Origin of the sequence: Nostoc mirabile CHAB5784, assembly GCF_020829645.1 — a bacterium.
Lineage (GTDB): Bacteria > Cyanobacteriota > Cyanobacteriia > Cyanobacteriales > Nostocaceae > Nostoc > Nostoc mirabile.
Genome location: NZ_JAIVFS010000001.1, coordinates 225,791 through 243,948 on the forward strand (window position 1 = coordinate 225,791; position 18,158 = coordinate 243,948).

The 18,158-nt window shown below is 42.8% G+C and carries 17 protein-coding genes; 13 read left to right on the forward strand and 4 right to left on the reverse strand.

The window, feature by feature from the left end:
* Positions 1–307: 307 nt before the first annotated feature.
* The 6 genes from ccsB to LC653_RS01165 all read left to right on the forward strand — a co-directional run bounded on the left by ccsB (position 308) and on the right by LC653_RS01165 (position 4,068).
* Positions 308–1,366: a c-type cytochrome biogenesis protein CcsB gene (ccsB, locus tag LC653_RS01140; RefSeq protein WP_229492203.1), complete on the forward strand. Its 1,059-nt coding sequence runs from the start codon at positions 308–310 to the stop codon at positions 1,364–1,366.
* A 215-nt stretch (positions 1,367–1,581) separates the two neighbouring features.
* Entirely contained in the window at positions 1,582–1,890 is a 309-nt protein-coding gene (locus tag LC653_RS01145; protein ID WP_229492204.1) for a KGK domain-containing protein, read from the forward strand.
* Positions 1,891–2,042: 152 nt separating this feature from the next.
* Positions 2,043–2,828, forward strand: coding sequence for a Uma2 family endonuclease (locus LC653_RS01150; protein ID WP_229492205.1), 786 nt, complete (start codon positions 2,043–2,045; stop codon positions 2,826–2,828).
* 184 nt (positions 2,829–3,012) lie between these two features.
* Complete coding sequence (locus LC653_RS01155) at positions 3,013–3,321, forward strand: hypothetical protein (protein WP_229492206.1); 309 nt, start codon at positions 3,013–3,015, stop codon at positions 3,319–3,321.
* 60 nt (positions 3,322–3,381) lie between these two features.
* Complete coding sequence (locus LC653_RS01160) at positions 3,382–3,633, forward strand: AbrB/MazE/SpoVT family DNA-binding domain-containing protein (protein WP_229492207.1); 252 nt, start codon at positions 3,382–3,384, stop codon at positions 3,631–3,633.
* Positions 3,634–3,642: 9 nt separating this feature from the next.
* Positions 3,643–4,068, forward strand: a complete 426-nt coding sequence (locus LC653_RS01165; protein ID WP_229492208.1) for a putative toxin-antitoxin system toxin component, PIN family — start codon at positions 3,643–3,645, stop codon at positions 4,066–4,068.
* A gap of 305 nt (positions 4,069–4,373) precedes the next feature.
* Here LC653_RS01165 and LC653_RS01170 read toward each other — a convergent pair whose 3' ends face one another.
* From LC653_RS01170 to LC653_RS01180, 3 genes are all read right to left on the reverse strand, one after another.
* Complete coding sequence (locus LC653_RS01170) at positions 4,374–4,601, reverse strand: hypothetical protein (protein ID WP_229492209.1); 228 nt, start codon at positions 4,599–4,601, stop codon at positions 4,374–4,376.
* 116 nt (positions 4,602–4,717) lie between these two features.
* Positions 4,718–8,218, reverse strand: a complete 3,501-nt coding sequence (locus LC653_RS01175) for a tetratricopeptide repeat protein (RefSeq protein ID WP_229492210.1) — start codon at positions 8,216–8,218, stop codon at positions 4,718–4,720.
* Position 8,219: 1 nt separating this feature from the next.
* Complete coding sequence (locus LC653_RS01180) at positions 8,220–8,546, reverse strand: hypothetical protein (RefSeq protein WP_229492211.1); 327 nt, start codon at positions 8,544–8,546, stop codon at positions 8,220–8,222.
* A gap of 210 nt (positions 8,547–8,756) precedes the next feature.
* Between LC653_RS01180 and tilS the strand changes: the two genes are divergently transcribed.
* The 3 genes from tilS to LC653_RS01195 are packed head-to-tail and all read left to right on the forward strand — an operon-like array spanning position 8,757 to position 10,467.
* Positions 8,757–9,752 (forward strand): tRNA lysidine(34) synthetase TilS, encoded by a 996-nt coding sequence (gene tilS, locus LC653_RS01185; protein ID WP_229492212.1) that lies wholly within the window; start codon positions 8,757–8,759, stop codon positions 9,750–9,752.
* A gap of 30 nt (positions 9,753–9,782) precedes the next feature.
* The gene (locus tag LC653_RS01190) at positions 9,783–10,082 is read left to right on the forward strand and encodes a type II toxin-antitoxin system HigB family toxin (protein WP_229492213.1); all 300 of its coding nucleotides are present in this window, start codon (positions 9,783–9,785) and stop codon (positions 10,080–10,082) included.
* On the forward strand, positions 10,066–10,467 hold the full coding sequence (locus tag LC653_RS01195; RefSeq protein WP_229492214.1) for a helix-turn-helix domain-containing protein: 402 nt from the start codon (positions 10,066–10,068) through the stop codon (positions 10,465–10,467). Before LC653_RS01190 ends, LC653_RS01195 begins: the two co-directional genes overlap by 17 nt.
* 57 nt (positions 10,468–10,524) lie before the next feature.
* Here the strand turns inward: LC653_RS01195 and hmpF are convergent, their stop codons facing one another.
* The gene (hmpF, locus tag LC653_RS01200) at positions 10,525–12,285 is read right to left on the reverse strand and encodes a pilus motility taxis protein HmpF (protein WP_229492215.1); all 1,761 of its coding nucleotides are present in this window, start codon (positions 12,283–12,285) and stop codon (positions 10,525–10,527) included.
* A gap of 379 nt (positions 12,286–12,664) precedes the next feature.
* On the opposite strand from hmpF, the gene LC653_RS01205 reads away from it, so the two are divergent.
* The 4 genes from LC653_RS01205 (at position 12,665) to LC653_RS01220 (ending at position 18,105) form a co-directional block, all read left to right on the forward strand.
* Positions 12,665–13,843: a response regulator gene (locus tag LC653_RS01205; RefSeq protein ID WP_229492216.1), complete on the forward strand. Its 1,179-nt coding sequence runs from the start codon at positions 12,665–12,667 to the stop codon at positions 13,841–13,843.
* Between the two features lie 404 nt (positions 13,844–14,247).
* Positions 14,248–14,613 carry a response regulator transcription factor gene (locus LC653_RS01210; RefSeq protein ID WP_069073698.1) on the forward strand — a complete coding sequence of 122 codons (366 nt, stop codon included), beginning with the start codon at positions 14,248–14,250 and terminating at the stop codon, positions 14,611–14,613.
* A gap of 13 nt (positions 14,614–14,626) precedes the next feature.
* Positions 14,627–15,157, forward strand: a complete 531-nt coding sequence (locus LC653_RS01215) for a chemotaxis protein CheW (RefSeq protein ID WP_100898751.1) — start codon at positions 14,627–14,629, stop codon at positions 15,155–15,157.
* A 14-nt stretch (positions 15,158–15,171) separates the two neighbouring features.
* A complete protein-coding gene (locus LC653_RS01220) occupies positions 15,172–18,105 on the forward strand; it encodes a methyl-accepting chemotaxis protein (RefSeq protein WP_229492217.1) in 2,934 nt (977 codons plus the stop codon).
* The last annotated feature ends 53 nt before the right edge of the window (positions 18,106–18,158 follow it).

Below are 18,158 nucleotides of genomic sequence, written 5' to 3' on the forward strand. Positions count from 1 at the left end.
AGTCAGTAGTAGAGACGCGATTGATCGCGTCTAGAGACGCGATTAATCGCGTTTGTACAGGAGTGAGGAGTTGTACTAATTCTCAAAAATCTTGCCATACAACAATCTTCGCGTCTGGTGTGTCTTTACTTCAAAGCGATATCATCTCTAGCAACCTTAAAAGGAAATGGTATTAAAAATTATTAATTTATAATTCATAACTCATAACTCCTAACTCCTAACTTTCCCCTGTCCCATTACCCTCTAAGCATATAGGATCAGAACAGTCAGAATCCATATTTTAAATCATCCACGGAGAGAAGACTTTATGAATTTGGTTGTACTCCAGAACTGGCTGGACAATGCCTCTTTTGCCATATTATTCCTAACAATGCTCGTGTATTGGGGAGGAGCGGCTTTTCCGAATCTGCCTTATCTAGCTGCTTTGGGGACAGCTGGGATGGCGATCGCTAATTTGTGCATGGCGACTCTACTAGGGGCACGATGGATAGAAGCTGGTTACTTTCCCTTAAGTAATCTCTATGAATCCCTGTTTTTCTTAACTTGGGGAATTACGACCGTCCATCTAATTGCTGAAAGTAGTAGCCGTAGCCGCTTAGTAGGAGTTGTTACAGCTCCTGTGGCAATGTTGATCGCTGCTTTTGCTACCATCACATTACCATCCCAGATGCAAGCGTCAGAACCGCTAGTACCTGCCTTGAAGTCAAATTGGCTGATGATGCATGTCAGCGTTATGATGTTGAGTTATTCTGCTTTAATGGTGGGTTCGTTATTAGCGATCGCTTTTTTAGTTGTGACTCGCGGTCAAAACATCCAACTACAAGGTAGTTCTGTAGGTACTGGTGGCTATCGCAGCAACGGCTACCGCTTAAACAAAGCATCTGAGCTAATTTCTCAACCATCAGCCCCTTCTGCCGAAAATAACGGCTTTGCTCGTTTTGAAACTACTAGCAACGGCAACGGTAACGGTAACACCGCAGTTTTGGGTTTAGTAACTGCCTCTGAGCCTCAAATAGCATCTGCCGAACCTCTTTCACCCCAGCGCCTTAGCCTTGCCGAAACCCTCGACAACATCAGCTATCGCATCATCGGACTCGGATTTCCTTTATTGACAATTGGCATCATTGCTGGTGGCGTTTGGGCTAACGAAGCTTGGGGTTCCTACTGGAGTTGGGACCCCAAAGAAACTTGGGCATTAATCACCTGGTTAGTGTTCGCCGCCTATCTCCACGCCCGAATCACTCGCGGTTGGCAAGGGCGTCGTCCGGCAATTTTAGCCGCCACTGGTTTTGTTGTTGTTTGGGTTTGCTATCTCGGTGTGAATCTTTTAGGTAAAGGTTTGCATTCTTACGGTTGGTTCTTTTAATAACAGAAAACTACCCCACCCGCGCTGCCGCGCACCCTCCCCTTGGTAAGGGGAGGGTTGGGGAGGGGTAACGCGAGAATTATAGGCTAATTTACCGGACATCAAATTATTACTGAATTGTTATTTGAGCAGCTCTAAATCTATAAAATCATCATTTTATTTCGGATGAACTGTTATATCTCTAGAAAATATAGATTTATTGACAGGAGATTTTTATGGAAGATGGATTTGAGAGACTAAACCATGATGAAGTTGTGTCTATAGAACCAGACACTTTTAATAAGTTAAATATTGCTAAAACTTTTAAAGTCCGTGATTTGATTACAGCAATTAAGGAATATATTGGAGCAGAAGAGACAGATGAAGTAAATTTGTATACCCAAGGATTAAATTGTGAAGTTTTGCAATTTAGTACTCAGGGATGGAAAAAAGGAAAAGTTAGACTTGCTTTAGAATTTTGTCCTGAGGGATCTGAATCACCACTTGATGAAATTTTTCAAAAACTCAAACAAGTAGAAAACTAATATCCAATGAGCAAAAGAACCCCGACTTCTTAAAAAAGTCGGGGTTCTGAGCCTCTTGATGTTTACAAATAAAAATAGGATGTACTGAGTTGCTATCAAAATTCATTTATAAAATAAAGATGTACTAATAACTGAGGAAGAGTAAACCCATCATGCTAAAGTACGATCCATTAGCTTGTTTGCCCTCATCTGAGGAACTGCCAGACTCTGACGATACACCAGTGGATAATGAATTACAAGATTTGATTCCTGGTTTACTCAAAGCGCTCCTGGCAATGGCTTGGCCAGAACGCATGGATTGGTTTTTTGGCGTAGATATGGGTATTTATTATGACCCAGATTTACCAGCAATAGTCCCAGATGGGTTTTTGAGTCTGGGCGTAGAGCGATTTTATGATGAAAACCTCCGTCCCAGTTATGTGCTTTGGGAAGAAAGGAGAGTACCAATATTAGCGCTAGAAGTAGTATCTCAAAAGTATCGTGGTGAGTACTCTACTAAAAAAGCAGAGTATGCGAAATTAGGGATTTTATATTATGTAATCTACAATCCGAATCGTCGCCGAAAGCCACGGTTGGAAATATACAAATTAATTAATGGTGGTTACACTGCATTAGAAGATGGTAATCCCGTTTGGCTACCAGAGATTGGTTTAGGAATTGGCATGGAACGGGGAACTTATCTAGGCATTCCTCGCCAGTGGTTGTATTGGTATAACCAGCAAGGGGAAAAGCTTTTAACACCAGAAGAAGACGCAAAACTCGCTAAACAAGAAACCCAGGAAGCAAAACAAGAAGCGCAGCAAGCAAAACAAGAAGCGCAGCAAGCACAGCAAGAAGCGCAGCAAGCACAGCAAGAAGCTCAACAAGCACGACGACGTGCTGAATTATTAGCAGAACAGTTGCGATCGCTCGGCATAGATCCTGATTATCTTACCTGAATTGCTGTAAGGGAACTCCAACAAATAAATTATCCAATCTTGTGGGGTGGGCATCTTGCCCGCCCAGTTCCCATGACGGGCGAGACGCCCATCCTACAAGAAATATTAGGATATTTTATTACTTGGAAGTCCCTAAAAACTCCTCCACGAGTATCAAACACTCGTTAACCCAGTTCAGAGGTGGATGAATCCAGTTCAAATACTCGTTAACCCAGTTCAGAGGTGGATGAATCCAGTTCAAACACTCGTTAACCCAGTTCAGAGGTGGATGAATCCAGTTCAAACACTCGTTAACCCAGTTCAGAGGTGGATGAATCCAGTTCAAACACTCGTTAACCCAGTTCAGAGGTGGATGAATCCAGTTCAAATACTCGTTAACCCAGTTCAGAGGTGGATGAATCCAGTTCAAATACTCGTTAACGAATATAAAAGACTCATCCGCGAGTATCCAAAACTCATTACAGCAGTTTTGATTTACGCATCACACTCGTAAACCTGATTAGTTATGATTTAATTAAATTCCGGTTTGCCGGATTATGGTTATTTAGAATTTATGGAAGTCATCAAGCTAGGAAAAACAGGTCAAGTCTCTATTCCCAAAGCAATTCTTAATCGTCTAGGGTTGGATGGGGAAACTATGCTACTGGTGGAAACTACTGCTGATGGTGGAATTTTACTACGTCCTGCTGGAGTGTATCCGATTGAGATATATACAGACGAACGAATCGAGGAGTTTCAGATAGCCAATCGCCTAACTGACGAAGAAGCTAAACAACTTCAGCGACAGCTTCAAGATGCTGAATAGGGAATATAAATGCGCTTATTCCTGGATGCTAATGTTATCTTTGCAGCAGCTATTAGTCCTGATGGTCGCTGTAGTGCATTGTTTAAGTTAGCTTCTGGTGGGTATTGTGCTTTGCTAACTTCGCCTCATGCTTTGGAAGAAACACGGCGTAATATTACAGCTAAATATCCCGAAGCTTTAACACGATTGGAGCAAGATTTAATCCCCAAACTAACTATAGTTGGAGAAGCACCAATTACACGAGTCAATTGGGCAATGGAGATAGGACTACCTTTGAAAGATGCTCCCATTTTAGCGACAGCAGTAGAGAGTAGAGCAGACCTTTTGGTAACGGGTGATAAGACACATTTTGGTTCATTTTATGGTCAGGAATTAGAGGGAGTAACGGTGGTAGATATGCGAGAGGCGATCGCACTTCTGTACTCAGAATTTTGAGAAAGCGATCGCTTGGCGTAGATCCTGATTTAACCTAAATTATTCGTGAGAAACATAGATCCCCGACTTCTCGAAGAAGTCGGGGATCTGGACACCGCGACACATTGAGACTTGTTGTAAAGTCCAAACATTTAAATATTTTCATCGTTAGCGATCGCTCGGCATAGATCCTGATTCTCTCACCTGAATTGCTGTAAGGGAACTCCAACATATAGATTATCCAATCTTGTGGGGTGGGCATCTTGCCCGCCCACTTCACAGGACGGGCGAGACGCCCATCCTACAATAAATATTAGGAGATTTTATTACTTGGAAGTCCCTAAAGACTTGTCCACGAGTATTAAACACTCGTTAACGGAGTTCAGAGGTGGATTAATCCAGTTCAAAGACTCGTTAACGGAGTTCAGAGGTGGATTAATCCAGTTCAAAGACTCGTTAACGGAGTTCAGAGGTGGATTAATCCAGTTCAAAGACTCGTTAACGGAGTTCAGAGGTGGATGAATCCAGTTCAAATACTCGTTGACGACTATCAAAGACTCATTACAGCAATTTTCATTTACTTAAAAAACACTCTCGCGTTCTTCTCTGCGCCTCTGCGTCTCTGCGTGAGACAAAAATCTTTCAGTAATTACGAATTACGAATTACGAATTACGAATTACGAATTATCCTATCAAGACTTGCACTCACACTTTCAGCATCCGGTGACTTCAATCGCTGCAAAATCTCTAAAGCTGGTTGCAAATAGGATATCGCTTTAGTGTATTCACCCTGCTGTTCTGCCAAACCTCCTAACCACCACAGAGTCATTGCTTTGCCGTGGACATCCCCAATGCGTTCTTTTATTTCCAAAGACTGATTGAAAAGTGCGATCGCTTCATCCACATCCCCTTTGTTGGCGTAGATAATTCCCAGACAGTGCAAAGTCGCCGCTTTACGTTTGACATCTCCAATGCGTTCAGTTATTTCCAAAGACTGATTGTAGAGTACGATCGCTTCATCCACATCCCCTTTGCCGGCGTAGATGATTCCCAGACAGTGCAACGTCGCCGCTTTACCTTCGACATCTCCAATGCGTTCTTTTATTTCCAAAGACTGATTGTAGAGTGCGATCGCTTCATCCACATCCCCTTTGCTGGCGTAGATGATTCCCAGTTGGTGCAACGTCGCCGCTTTGCCTTGGACATTTCCAATGCGTTCAGTTATTTCCAAAGACTGATTGTAGAGTGCGATCGCTTCCTCCACTTTCCCTTGGTTGGCGTAGATAATTCCCAGTTGGTTCAATGTCGCCGCTTTCTCTCGGACATTACCAATGCGTTCAAATATTTCCAAAGACTGATTGTAGAGTGCGATCGCTTCATCCACATCTCCTTTGTCGGCGTAGATGATTCCCAGACAGCTCAACGTCACCGCTTTACCTTGGACATTTCCAATGCGTTCTTTTATTTCCAAAGACTGATTGTAGTGTGCGATCGCTTCATCTACTTCCCCTTTGTTGGCGTAGATAATTCCCAGTTGGTTTAATGTCGCCGCTTTGCCTTGGACATCCCCAATGCGTTCATCTATTTCCAAAGACTGATTATACAGTGCGATCGCTTCATCCACATCCCCTTTGTCAGCTTTCAGCATCCCAAAACAATGATAAATTTCTCCTAATTCTCCTTCGTCTTCTGCGGGACAAAGATTTAAAGCTTGTTTGTAATAGTTTAATGCTCGATCAACCTCACCCATTTGATGTTCACAAAAAGCCATTTCTTTGAGAACACTATGGTTTTTAGTAATTTCTAAGGTTGATTTGCACAGATGTATTGCTTCCCGAAATCGACTTTGATTCCGCAAGTGTCCCGCCAATAAACTAGCTATTTTCGCCGCAATTTCTTCATCCTTCCCCAACAACGCCAAGCGATGAATTTCTAACCCTTGTGGTTCCGTCGCACCTTCCGCCTCCCACCACAGACAATACAAAATTTGTGCAGCTTGTTTATACAACTCTTCACCCTTGGGGTTTTCTGGAAACTCTAGCAACGGTGACAAAATCCGGGGAACACGATACAACCTCTCTTTGTTGTTGGTAAGCGTAACTTCCAACAAACCCAAAATTTCAGCGCGTTGAATATGACTTTCCCAACTTGAGATATCCTCACAAATCAGGGAAATAGCAGCTTGAGGAACAGGTAACTCATACACCAACAACTTCCCCAGCATTTGACGCAAAGCTGGAGTTTGCTGCTTCAGCAATTCCTCAGCCAAAATATCCTCACGAAATTCCTTTTCCTTATCTGCCATCTTTTGCAGAATCATCTCAACTCCCCTCATATACCCCTCCTCGCTTGCGGGGAGGGGTGCCGTAGGCGGGGTGGGGTTCTGTGAATTTTGCAAAATCTTATCTAACCATTCCAACAGCCGAGGATTTCCATCTGCTGCTTTTTTGGCACGTTCCGGCAATTCTGGCTGAAATTGCCAACTGCCATTAAACGAATTGAGACGATTATACTTTTTAATTAAATCTGCCCCACCCAAAGCACCCAAAGGTTCGCGGTACAGACGATGATTCAGTTCCGACAATGTGAAATTGTAGCGACAGGTAATAATTACCTTGTGGGGAAGTTGGGAATTTTGAATCGCCTTCAGCAACGCCAGCAGTACATCCACAACTTGTGGTTGCAAGACATAAACCCCATTTCGTAATTCCAAATTTGCCTCAAAGTCATCCAGCACAAAGGCAAAGCGCTGTTCTTTGGTATTCAGTCCTTCAGTGAAAAACTTGGTGAGGCGCTGCATCAAGGGTAACTTGCCATTGAGAATTTCATGCCCCCGTTCCGAGGTACATTGTTCAGCAAGGGTTTTGAGCAGTTTGTCCTCATCCAGTTGCCGAAAGTTCACCAGCCTGTGATAGCCAACCATCCTTTCCAGAAGTCGCGCCGTCACAGTACTCTTACCCACACCCCCCAGTCCGTGAATTAGTACCCCTAATGAAGTGCGAATAGCTTTGAGACAACGTTGCAAAGTCCGCCGTCTGCCAACAAACTCAGAGGGTTTCGCCACCCGCACCTGTTGGGTATCGGGATCTAAAAACTGTTCATAAGCAGGTTCCGGCGCAGAGGGTGGGATATCTCCCAACACTTCCACCAACGCACCGGGACATTCTCCCTGGACATATAACCGCAACAAATGCCAGTCACGCACATTCTGTTTAAACAACTGCTGGTAAGTGCTAGCGAGTGCTTCAGCTAATTGATATCCGGCTGCCAATTTGCCGTAGAGGTGCGCGGCGGCGGCTGTAGCTGTCCGATCTTCCACAGGCCGCCCCCAACTTAAAACCGCCCTAGCCCCTTGGGCAATTAGTGCCTCAGCCATTGAAGGGACAGCCCCTTTATCTGGTGCTTGTCCAGTCCGACACCCAGATAAAAACACCAATTTGGGAAAGCGAAACCGGAAGACTTCGGCAAGTTCTGCGGCTGTGGTTTCGTGGCGATCGCCAATTTCCGTCTCAGTGATAAAGTAAGGCGTGTAAGGTGCTTCATCTTTAATAGAGGCGTGTCCTGTGAGGTGAAACACATCAAAGTCATTAAAATAGCGACTCCACACCTTACCCAACTCGCTAATGCAACCGCTTTCTTCCACCCGTAAATCTACAGCAAAATCTCGCGTATCTGCCAGAATTCTCGCCTCTTCCTGTTCAAACTCTAACTTTGGTTCCACGTCTTCCGGGTCGGTTGCCATAAACAATACTCGCAATTGTCGTGCTTCCACAGAAAATCCTGCCGTTTCTTTCTCAATCCAGCGCAGAGGTAACACCACTGGATTAACCCGCTTGACCAAAAAATCCTCACCATCATGCAGCACTTCCCAAGGTAGATGTGCCAATTTGCGATCGGTATCAATAGCAATTACCAACCCTTCACCGCGACAGTTAGCAATTCCCCGACTCAACCACCGTCCATCCCCATCCAACCAAAAAAATAACTGCTGCCCGATTCCTGGTAAATTGGGCAGCAGTTTATAGTAATCTCGTTCTCCTTGCTTGAGGAAATTAGCGATTTCTGCTAATTTCAGGCGACGTGATTCATAGTGCTTTATTTGAGGTAGCCAATACCTGAGTTCAACTGTTTCCTGCGTACTTTCCCGAAGTTGAATGCGGATAGTTTGCACTTTATTTGCTGAGAGATTTGAGGATTTCCGTGATTTCCTCTATGGTAGCTTCTTCAAGTAAAATCCTGTTTCCAGTATCAGGGTCAAGAATTACCACATCAAATTGCTTTCCTGGATGAGATTTATGCCATTCTTGATACCATTTGCGAATTTGTTCAGCTAAAGCCACAGCACCACCAACAATGCCGATAATCGTAGCAATGGCAGCCAAAGTTCCCTCTCTTTGCGTCGGAACTTCATAGCTTCCTGATATTCCAGGAATTTCTAGCAAAGCCTCGGCGGCTGCTGGTGCGCCTTCACCCTCAATACCGACTTGAATTTTTGCCATTAAATCACCTACCAATTTATCCAAGATTCTGTATATTATGCGTTGAATTGGAGATAAGGTTCACGCACAGACGCAGAGAGGGTTGCAAAATTATTTACCTTGTGTTGCAAGAATTGCCTAAAATAAGGCAACAAACCCAAACCTGGAAGCCCAAATTGAATCTGACTTTCAAAAATTACGAATTACGAATTAGTATGAGAAGTTCCAAATATGGTGTGGACTCCCCTACACGCAAAAATCCATCGCACCATCCGATCGCGCCACTTATTTGAGCGCAACCAGCGTCTATTAATCGCTGTCTCCGGCGGACAAGATTCTCTGTGTTTAATAAAATTACTTTTAGATTTACAATCCAAATGGGCATGGGATTTAGGTATTGCCCACTGCGATCATCGTTGGCGTTCTGACTCCGAAGCTAATGCTCATCACGTTGAAAATTTAGCTAAAACTTGGGAGATATCCTTTTATTTAGAAACAGCGAACGAATCTATAAATAGTGAAGCTGCTGCACGCAATTGGCGCTATCAAGCTTTAAGTGTGATCGCCAAAGCAAATAATTATCAATATATAGTTACAGGACACACCGCAAGCGATCGCGCCGAAACTCTCCTCTACAATTTAATTCGCGGTACTGGTGCTGATGGCTTACAAGCCCTGACTTGGCAACGCCCCCTAACTACAGGCATTATGCTAGTGCGTCCACTTTTAGAAATCACGCGAACACAAACAGAGCAATTTTGTCAAGAATTTAAATTGCCAATTTGGCAAGATTCCACCAATCAAGATTTGCAATATGCCCGCAACCGCATTCGCCAAGAGTTAATACCATATTTGCGGGAAAATTTTAATCCCCAAGTAGAATCAGCCTTAGCCCAAACAGCAGAACTTCTCCAAGCAGAAGTGGAATATTTAGAACAAGCTGCCCAGGAGTTGCGGGATAGGGCATTGGGCATGGGGCATGAAGAAGATTCTCTTACTCCTCTTCTTCCGTTGAGATTCAATCGTCGGGTATTGCAGAAAGCACCATTGGCATTGCAACGTCGGGTGATGCGTCAGGTGTTGCAGCAAATACTGACTGATGCCCCCAGTTTTGAACACATCGAAAAATTAACGGCTCTAATTATAGCGCCCAACCGATCGCAAACTGATCCATTTCCTGGTGGTGCGATCGCTCAAGTAGAAGGCGACTGGATCTGTTTTAAATAGTTATTTAAAGTCTTTTTGTTATCAGGGGCGATGCACATTATTAGTTTTAGAATTTTAAGAGAATATGCAGAAAACCATGCAGACTGTCAGGAAGCACTAAGTAATTGGTATAAAGTTGTTACTAAAGCGAAATGCTTAAATTTAGTTGAAGTACAGCAGGTTTTCCCTAAAACTGAAGCTGTTGGTAATTTTACAGTTTTCAATATTAAAGGAAATAAATATCGGTTGATTGTTAGTATAGATTATGAAGGACAGTTAATTTATATTAAGTATATCCTCACACATGCGGAATATGATAAGGATAACTGGAAAGATGACCCTTACTTTTAATCCAGATAAATACAAAGAATTATTAACAGCTTATCTTCCCAAGCTGATAAAAAGTGAAGTTGAAAATGAGCAAGCTTTAAAGATAGTAGAAGATTTAATGCACTGGGAACGCACCCCAGAAGAAGACGAACTTTATCATTTATTAATTACTTTAATTGAAAAGTTTGAACAAGAATATTATCAGCCAAGCCAGCAGAATAATCCTGTATCTATGTTGTTATTTATTTTAGAGGAATCTGAGAGAAGTAGAGATGATTTAGTAGCGGTTTTAGGGACAGAAGATTTGGTTGATAATATTTTAAATGGACAACAGAAAATAAATACAGAACAAGCGCGTAACCTGGGAGAGTTTTTTCATATAGAATCTAGTTTATTTATGGAATAATAACTAAGTTCGTAGTTCGTACTTGGGCTTTAGCTTGGGCTTTAGCCCAAGTACTTGTTAAGACGCTAGTAATTGTGGCTGAGGCATTAAACTCTGGAGAGTATGACGCAACTGAGCGATCGCTTGGATTTGATAATCACCAGTTTCCTGGAATTGATCCAAAGATTCTCCAATTCCTTGCAGCTTCTGCCGTAATCCATCTAGAGAATCCTGAATTGGTTGTAGTGCTTCTTGATAGAGATTCACTCGACCACAGCATTCAGAAGTTGTTCTTCGTAGAGATAGCAAGTTTTCCTCGATCGCTTTCAGTTCTTGGCGCTTTTCATCTAGATTGTGAGTTTGATTGTCAATCATTCCCTGATTTAGCTCAATACCAGAACGAATCTGCTCAATTTCACGTTCTAGCTTTTGGACTTCCTGTGAATATTGTTGTCGCTGGGTTTCAATTTGTAACAGAATCGGTTCTAAATTAACTTTATTACCCTCTTTTTCATCAACAACAGTATGTCCTTGTCGCCGTAGCAATACAGCTTGGTGTTGCTTGAGAAACTTTTGATGCTGTAACATATTGCGGCGTTGTCCCACTAAACTGGAGTTTAGCATCTGATAGAGGTCTTTTTCATCCGTTAGTTCCAGTTCCAAATTGATATGGTCATGGTCAGATGCGTGATTTAATTTATTTTGCAGTTCTTCTATAGCTTCTTGTTTATATTTCAGTTCTTGTTCTTGATCGTGAACAAAGCTAGCGTCTATTTCTAACTTATACTGCAAGTCTTGAACTATCTTTTGCAGTTCTTCTAAAGGCATTTTCTCTAAAGCTTCCACATCAGCTTGCTGGCCGAGAACTACACCACCAGACGTTGCGGACAAAGAGTGAATTTGTTGATATAACTCTTCGGCGTTGCGTAACTGCTCTTTGATTATCCGAGCATACTCTTGCTTGCTGTTAAAGTCTGCTGTGTTTATCTGCAATTGGGCTGTTTGCTGGACTAGAGAATTTTGTGCTTGTTGCAGTGCATTTTGGCGATCGCTAAAGGTTTGTGACAATAGCTCGACTTCTTCTTGCTGTTGTGCGATCGCAGTTTTTTGCTCCTCCAGTTTTTGCCAGTGGGGGGTAAGAATAGCTTGCTGCTTTTCGACCAATTCAAAGGCCAGATGGAGGTGTTCTCTTACTGTTTCCGTGGGAGCAACACGACTAGACAAGCCATCGAGTAACTCACTCATTACCCGACTTTGCTCCTCATCTAAAACCGTCCCCTGTTGGAAATCTGCAAGACGTTCCTCCAGACGGCGCTGCTCACCCCGCAAATGCTCCCAAGCGCCTTCCAATTCTAGGCGGTTGCGCTCAATTTCTGTTTGTAACCGTTCAATTTCCTGGCGGGATGTCTCAACTTCCTGTTTTTGCTCCTCTAGTTGTTGCAACTCTTCCTCCAATAGTTGCAACTGTTCTGAGCGTACTTCCATGTCCATTTCACGGCGATTCAACTCTTGCGCCTGAAACGTCAGCGATTGCTTCCACTGATCAATTTCATCTTCCTTGAGCTTAAATTTCTCCAATTGGCGGGAAAAATTCTGCAAAATGTTGACTAGTGGCCGCCCTGCTTCTTGAATCCGCTGCACTTGACGATTTGGATTCAGTTCAACCAGTACCAAAGCACCATCATTTAATTTGCTTGCGTCTTCAGCGACAATCACTTCTTCCGACACAGGACTCCAATTCTGGTCAGTTCGCTGACAAGCTAGCAGTTTCAGTTCAGTTTTGCCACCGCCACTGAGTAAACCACCTTTCTGTTTTTGTACTTCTGCTAAATACAGCACACCGTTAGTCCTTATTGATGCACTTAAAGTTTATGTTTTGGGATATACCTTAAATAATTCTGTTAACTTTTCTCACTGAACCGAAGTTTAGGAGAACAAGACAGACAAAACTATAGACGCAAGATATTACGTCTTGATATTTATAAAAGCGAGTTGATCGCGCCTTTATATTTTGTACTGATGACAGTGATGATGACTTCCGTGTTAACACTAGCTTTGTCAAAGTGTATTACGAAAGATTAAACTTTATAGCTGAATCTATAGCAATTCTCCTTTGGATGCAACAGATCGTAGGGAACATTGCTTGTATGTGTCAACTTAAGCCCAAACCCATTTAAAAATAATATTAACCGCATTAGAAGGAGTATTTTTTAGCTAAATGCAGGGAAATTTAAATGAAATTGATATTTGCAGTATCTTGCAATTGATTGAGTTGGGACAACGAACTGGGCAGCTATGGGTGAGAGCTACTAGCTCTCACCATAACAACAAACTGGGTGGAGAGGGAGCAAGCATTTATCGCCTCAAACAACAGTCTTGGTTCGTCTTTTTCCTCAATGGTCAAATTATCTATTGCCAAGAAGGTGAGAGTAGTTTATCCAGAATTAACGATTATTTACGTCATTATCGAGTCGAGATGCGACTTACCGACAAACAAATTGCCTCTTTATCATCAACCGACGCGCCAGAGTATGCCTATCTGTGGGCACTCTTGGAGCGAAATATTATCAACCCCAAGATAGCTGGTAGTATCATTCACGGCTTGGTACATGAAACCCTCTTTGACCTGCTGAGTTTACACCAAGGGAACTTCATTTTCCATCAGGGTGCGGCACTTGCCCCGCAATTAAACACTTTCGAGATTGCTCCATTTGTTACAAAAATTACGAAGCAGGTGCAAGAGTGGAAGCAACTGTATCCACACATTCAGTCTCCAGAACAATTGCCAGTACTATCTGACAAAGTTCACCTACAATCCTCCCTACCAGAAGCAACTGTGGAGAAATTACAACATTGGGCTGATGGTAAAACATCCTTGCGTCAACTAGCTCGCTATCTCAACCGAGACATTTTGACAGTCGCTAAGGCAATATATCCATACGTGCAACAGAGTTGGTTACAACTAGTATATTCAGTTACAACTGAACCAGATCCCCACACTGATAACGGGGAATTGAAGGGAAAACACAGGGGGCGAATAGTATGTATTGACGATGCGATCGCCATCGGTGAGACTATAAATTCGATCTTACAAGCACAAGGTTATGAAGCGATCGCTCTCACCAATCCTTTAGAGGCACTGAGTCTGGTTTTTCAACTCAAACCGGATTTAATTTTATGCGACATTGCCATGTCGGAATTGGAGGGGTACGAGGTTTGCGCCATGCTGCGACATTCAACAGCATTTCGGCTCACACCGATTATCATGCTCACCGGTAAAGATGGATTTATTGATCGAGTCAAAGCTAGTATGGTCGGGGCAACAGATTATTTAACAAAACCATTTACAGACACTGAGTTACTTATGCTCGTAGAGAAATATATCAACAACCAATGAAAATTGGGTATTGGGCATCCCTTCGGCAACTCTTGGAGACGCTACGCGTTAGCGGAGCTTTCGCTTTAGCGATACGTTCAGGGCAAGTGGGAATTGGGCAGAATAATTTTAGATTCTGGATTCTGGATTTTGGATTTTGGATTGAACAATCTAAAACCTAAAAGACGCTCAATGATTCGCTAACGCAAATTGAGGGGGTATGGAGCATCTAAAGTGATCCAAGATTTGTTGATCTACTAAAAGATCAGTTAAAAGATGTTATCACAGAGTCAGCCAACTTAGTGAAACGTCAATATCCAGGAAAATAGTGAGAACATACAATTAATTTATACAGTTAATACTTGCGGGGGAATCAAAGAATGTTCCAAATAGGAACGTTTACATCAGGGGGTAAATAGACACTTATGAGTACAGTTCTGATTGTGGAAGACAGTATCGCGCAAAGGGAGATGATTACAGACCTCCTGAAAGCAACTGGCCTAACAGTAACCCATGCCAGTGATGGATTAGAAGCATTGGAGGCAATTCAAATAGCACCTCCCGATTTAGTGGTATTGGATATTGTCATGCCCCGAATGAACGGCTACGAAGTTTGTCGGCGCTTAAAATCCGATCCAAAAACCCAAAATGTCCCTGTGGTTATGTGTTCTTCCAAAGGCGAAGAATTTGATCGCTATTGGGGCATGAAGCAGGGTGCAGACGCTTACATAGCCAAACCTTTTCAACCAACCGAGTTGGTGGGAACAGTCAAACAACTGCTGCGAGGATAAAAATAAAAGCAATATGGTCAGCAAACCGGACTTTTTAAGTGGCAGTGGTCAAGACCATTTCCGACCAGAATTACAAGTAGAAAGTCCTGAAGGTGAGTTACATTTGAGGTTTTACATTCCCTCGCATCAGGAGTTTGCACTACAAGCAACTGGCATTCGGGAGGTAATTGAACTAAGTCCTGATAGAATCACTCCGATTCCTAATGCTTCTCCTTTACTTTTGGGTACTCTAAATTTACGAGGTCGAGTTATTTGGGTAGCTGATTTGGGTCAATTTCTTGGGGAAGCAAGTGCATTAAACACGGATAGAGCTGAAATTTCGGTGATTGCCATTGAAGAGCAAGACACAATAGTGGGTTTAGCAGTAGAGGAAATTGGTGGCATGGACTGGTTGGATGTCCAGAATCTCATGCCACCAACTAGTGTTCCAGATACTATGGCTCCCTTTTTACGTGGAGAGTGGTTATTAGATGCTAAAAACAATCAGTGTCTACGACTACTCGATCAAATGGCAATTTTACGGAGTGCTAGGTGGGCAGGATGAAATTGGAGGAGGAAATGGCAGCAAGTATTGATAATTACGAGCCAACATATCAACAGGCGATGACCGCCTATGTTCAAAGGAATTATGAGGTTGCCGCCACTTTAGTTGACCAAGTGGTGCAAAATTTACCAAATGACCCCAACTCCCATTTGCTAAGGGGTCACATTTACTATGTTTTACAGCAGTACGATGTAGCAAAAGAAGAATATCAACAGGTATTACGCTTGACTAACGATCAAGAAATTATTGGTTTTGCCAATAATGGAATTGAGAATATCAATCAATATTTACAATCATTCGGTGGGGAAATTGATACATCAGATAGTCAAGAGCAAATTAATTCCCCAGAGATGTCTGATGCACTGGTATATAGCGAACAAGAATTAGAAGATTTGGGCGCTAGTAAGGATTTTGACAGCAATAACCTTGATTTGAACTTTTTTGGAGAGCATCAAGAACCTGTAAATGGCGTTGAGGAACTATCTTCAAAAAGTCCATTTGATATACCAACAGAAGATAGTATTGGAACGAGACAAATATCAGATTCTTCTACAGCTTATGGTGACGATCCTTTTGCTTTCAATGAAGAACTACAGGAACAAGAGTTAAATAACAGCAAATGGGAGGAGAAAGCAGAATTAGAGTTGCCTGCTTTCTGGCAGGAAGATATATCAGAAGAAAGCCACGAAGAATCATTAGTAAATAGTCATTTTTCAGATAATGGGAAAAATTCCGATCGCGGGAATTCAGCTATTGACAATAATAACTCTTCATCTTCTAATTCCAAAACTGGGAATAACGAGAATAATTTCCCTGATTTATTGAGTGAGCCAAAGTCCCCAGAGCTTAGTAATGAAGACTTGGAATATACAAAATCTAGTTTGGGAGACGAAACTTTATTTATTGTTCAAGAAGAACTTAAAAATAGTTCATCAACAAATAGCAACAGTCAATATGATTTGCCTGAAACCGAAGCACCCGATTGGTTGAAGTCAAAAAATTTTGCAGATGAAGAAGCTTTTGCGCCGAATTTATCTGATGATGCTTCGTCTTTTAGCAGGAATCTCCCTGTAAAAGAAAAGCAGTTTAAATCAGGCGAAGTTATCGGTAAAAATAGCTTTGATGACGATGATAATTTTGATATGGAAGCATTTGAGTCTGCCTTTGGCTCAGAAGGGTTAAGCCCTTATGAAGACTCAAACAATATACTGAATGGAGAAAATTCTAAAAGCAATATAGAGTTTTTAGATGATTTTGAGGAATTTGATGATTTAGGTAACATTCCAGGGTTTGACCTGCTCGAAGGAGATTCTAACTTCGCTGATCTAGCAATGCATTCTGCTTCATCAGAAACTAGTGGCAGTGGACGTTCTCAAGCCGTGGAAGCTTCTGCAAGTAGTGCAGCTAGCGATCGCGAAGAGGAACTATTCACAATGACTGGTTCCCATGAAGAAGTTCCAGTCTTTAGCCAAACAGATGTCTCAAAACTCGAACCCAACGTCAGCGTTGAGCAAGGATGGTTAGCACCATTAGAAAATGCCTCCATAGAAAGGAAACAATGGTTAATTGCTGGAAGTGTGGGCATTGTCTCGGCACTGGTTGTAGCCACAGTTAGCTTTGTCGCTACCACATTTTCGCCAGCCCAACAACGAGAATCAGTGCGGAACACAGGTTGGGCAATGTCACTCGCAGCTGGGATTGCAGGTTTTACCACCGCAGGCTTCATGGGAAATCTTGCACTTAAACAAATTCGGCGCACAACTGATGATCTCCAAGCTCAGTTTGAGGCTGTGCGTCAAGGAAATCTGAATGCTCAAGCCACAGTGTTTTCCGAAGATGAATTGGGTCATTTATCCACTGGCTTTAATGAAATGGCGCGGGTAATTTTCACAACCACAAGTGAAGCCCAACGGAAAGCCGATGAACAAGAGGAAGCCAAAGAAAACCTGCAACGCCAGGTGATTCGTCTCTTGGATGATGTGGAAGGAGCTGCTAGAGGTGATTTAACAGTCCAAGCGGAAGTGACAGCCGACGTATTGGGAGCGGTAGCTGACGCCTTTAACCTGACAATTCAAAACCTGCGGGATATCGTTCAACAGGTAAAAGTGGCGGCGAAGGATGTGACAAAAGGTGCAACCAACTCTGAAACTTTTGCGAGAGCCTTATCTAGTGATGCTTTGCGCCAAGCAGAAGAGTTGGCGGTAACGCTGAATTCTGTACAAGTAATGACTGACTCGATTCAACGGGTAGCAGAGGCGGCGCGGGAAGCTGAAACCGTCGCCCGTGATGCTAGTACGATCGCTCTCAAAGGTGGCGAAGCAGTAGAAAATACTGTGGCGGGGATTTTGGAAATTCGAGAAACCGTTGCCGAAACCACTCGAAAAGTGAAGCGGTTAGCGGAATCTTCCCAAGAAATTTCTAAAATTGTGGCGTTGATTTCCCAAATTGCTTCCAGAACAAACTTACTGGCACTCAATGCTAGTATTGAGGCGGCAAGGGCAGGAGAAGCTGGACGCGGGTTTGCGATCGTAGCAGACGAAGTGCGCCAGTTAGCAGACAAATCTGCTAAATCTCTGAAGGAAATTGAACAAATTGTGATGCAAATCCAAAGCGAAACAGGCTCTGTAATGACCGCGATGGAAGAAGGCACACAACAAGTAATTAAAGGTACAAAATTGGCAGAAGAAGCCAAGCGATCGCTCGAAAACATTATTCAAGTGGCGAATCGCATCGATATTCTTGTACGCTCAATTACCAGCGACACTGTGGAACAAACTGAAACTTCCCGCGCCGTCGCTCACGTAATGCAATCAGTAGAACTCACCGCGCAAGAAACTTCCCAGGAAGCACAGCGAGTTTCAGGTGCGCTACAACACTTAGTTGGTGTATCCCGTGACTTGATCGCCTCCGTTGAACGTTTCCGAGTGGAAACTACGGAAACCAGATAAATTGTCATTTGTCCAAAGTCCAATTTTTATTTGCTAATGACCAATGACTAATG

Coding starts and splice junctions, on each gene's coding strand:
- LC653_RS01215 (WP_100898751.1), top strand. CDS start 14,627: ATGGTCAGCAAACCGGACTTTTTAAGTGGCAGTGGTCAAGACCATTTC.
- LC653_RS01210 (WP_069073698.1), top strand. CDS start 14,248: ATGAGTACAGTTCTGATTGTGGAAGACAGTATCGCGCAAAGGGAGATG.
- LC653_RS01165 (WP_229492208.1), top strand. CDS start 3,643: ATGCGCTTATTCCTGGATGCTAATGTTATCTTTGCAGCAGCTATTAGT.
- LC653_RS01220 (WP_229492217.1), top strand. CDS start 15,172: ATGGCAGCAAGTATTGATAATTACGAGCCAACATATCAACAGGCGATG.
- LC653_RS01160 (WP_229492207.1), top strand. CDS start 3,382: ATGGAAGTCATCAAGCTAGGAAAAACAGGTCAAGTCTCTATTCCCAAA.
- LC653_RS01180 (WP_229492211.1), bottom strand. CDS start 8,546: ATGGCAAAAATTCAAGTCGGTATTGAGGGTGAAGGCGCACCAGCAGCC.
- LC653_RS01150 (WP_229492205.1), top strand. CDS start 2,043: ATGCTAAAGTACGATCCATTAGCTTGTTTGCCCTCATCTGAGGAACTG.
- ccsB (WP_229492203.1), top strand. CDS start 308: ATGAATTTGGTTGTACTCCAGAACTGGCTGGACAATGCCTCTTTTGCC.
- LC653_RS01195 (WP_229492214.1), top strand. CDS start 10,066: ATGACCCTTACTTTTAATCCAGATAAATACAAAGAATTATTAACAGCT.
- LC653_RS01205 (WP_229492216.1), top strand. CDS start 12,665: ATGCAGGGAAATTTAAATGAAATTGATATTTGCAGTATCTTGCAATTG.
- LC653_RS01155 (WP_229492206.1), top strand. CDS start 3,013: ATGAATCCAGTTCAAATACTCGTTAACCCAGTTCAGAGGTGGATGAAT.
- LC653_RS01145 (WP_229492204.1), top strand. CDS start 1,582: ATGGAAGATGGATTTGAGAGACTAAACCATGATGAAGTTGTGTCTATA.
- LC653_RS01190 (WP_229492213.1), top strand. CDS start 9,783: ATGCACATTATTAGTTTTAGAATTTTAAGAGAATATGCAGAAAACCAT.
- tilS (WP_229492212.1), top strand. CDS start 8,757: ATGGTGTGGACTCCCCTACACGCAAAAATCCATCGCACCATCCGATCG.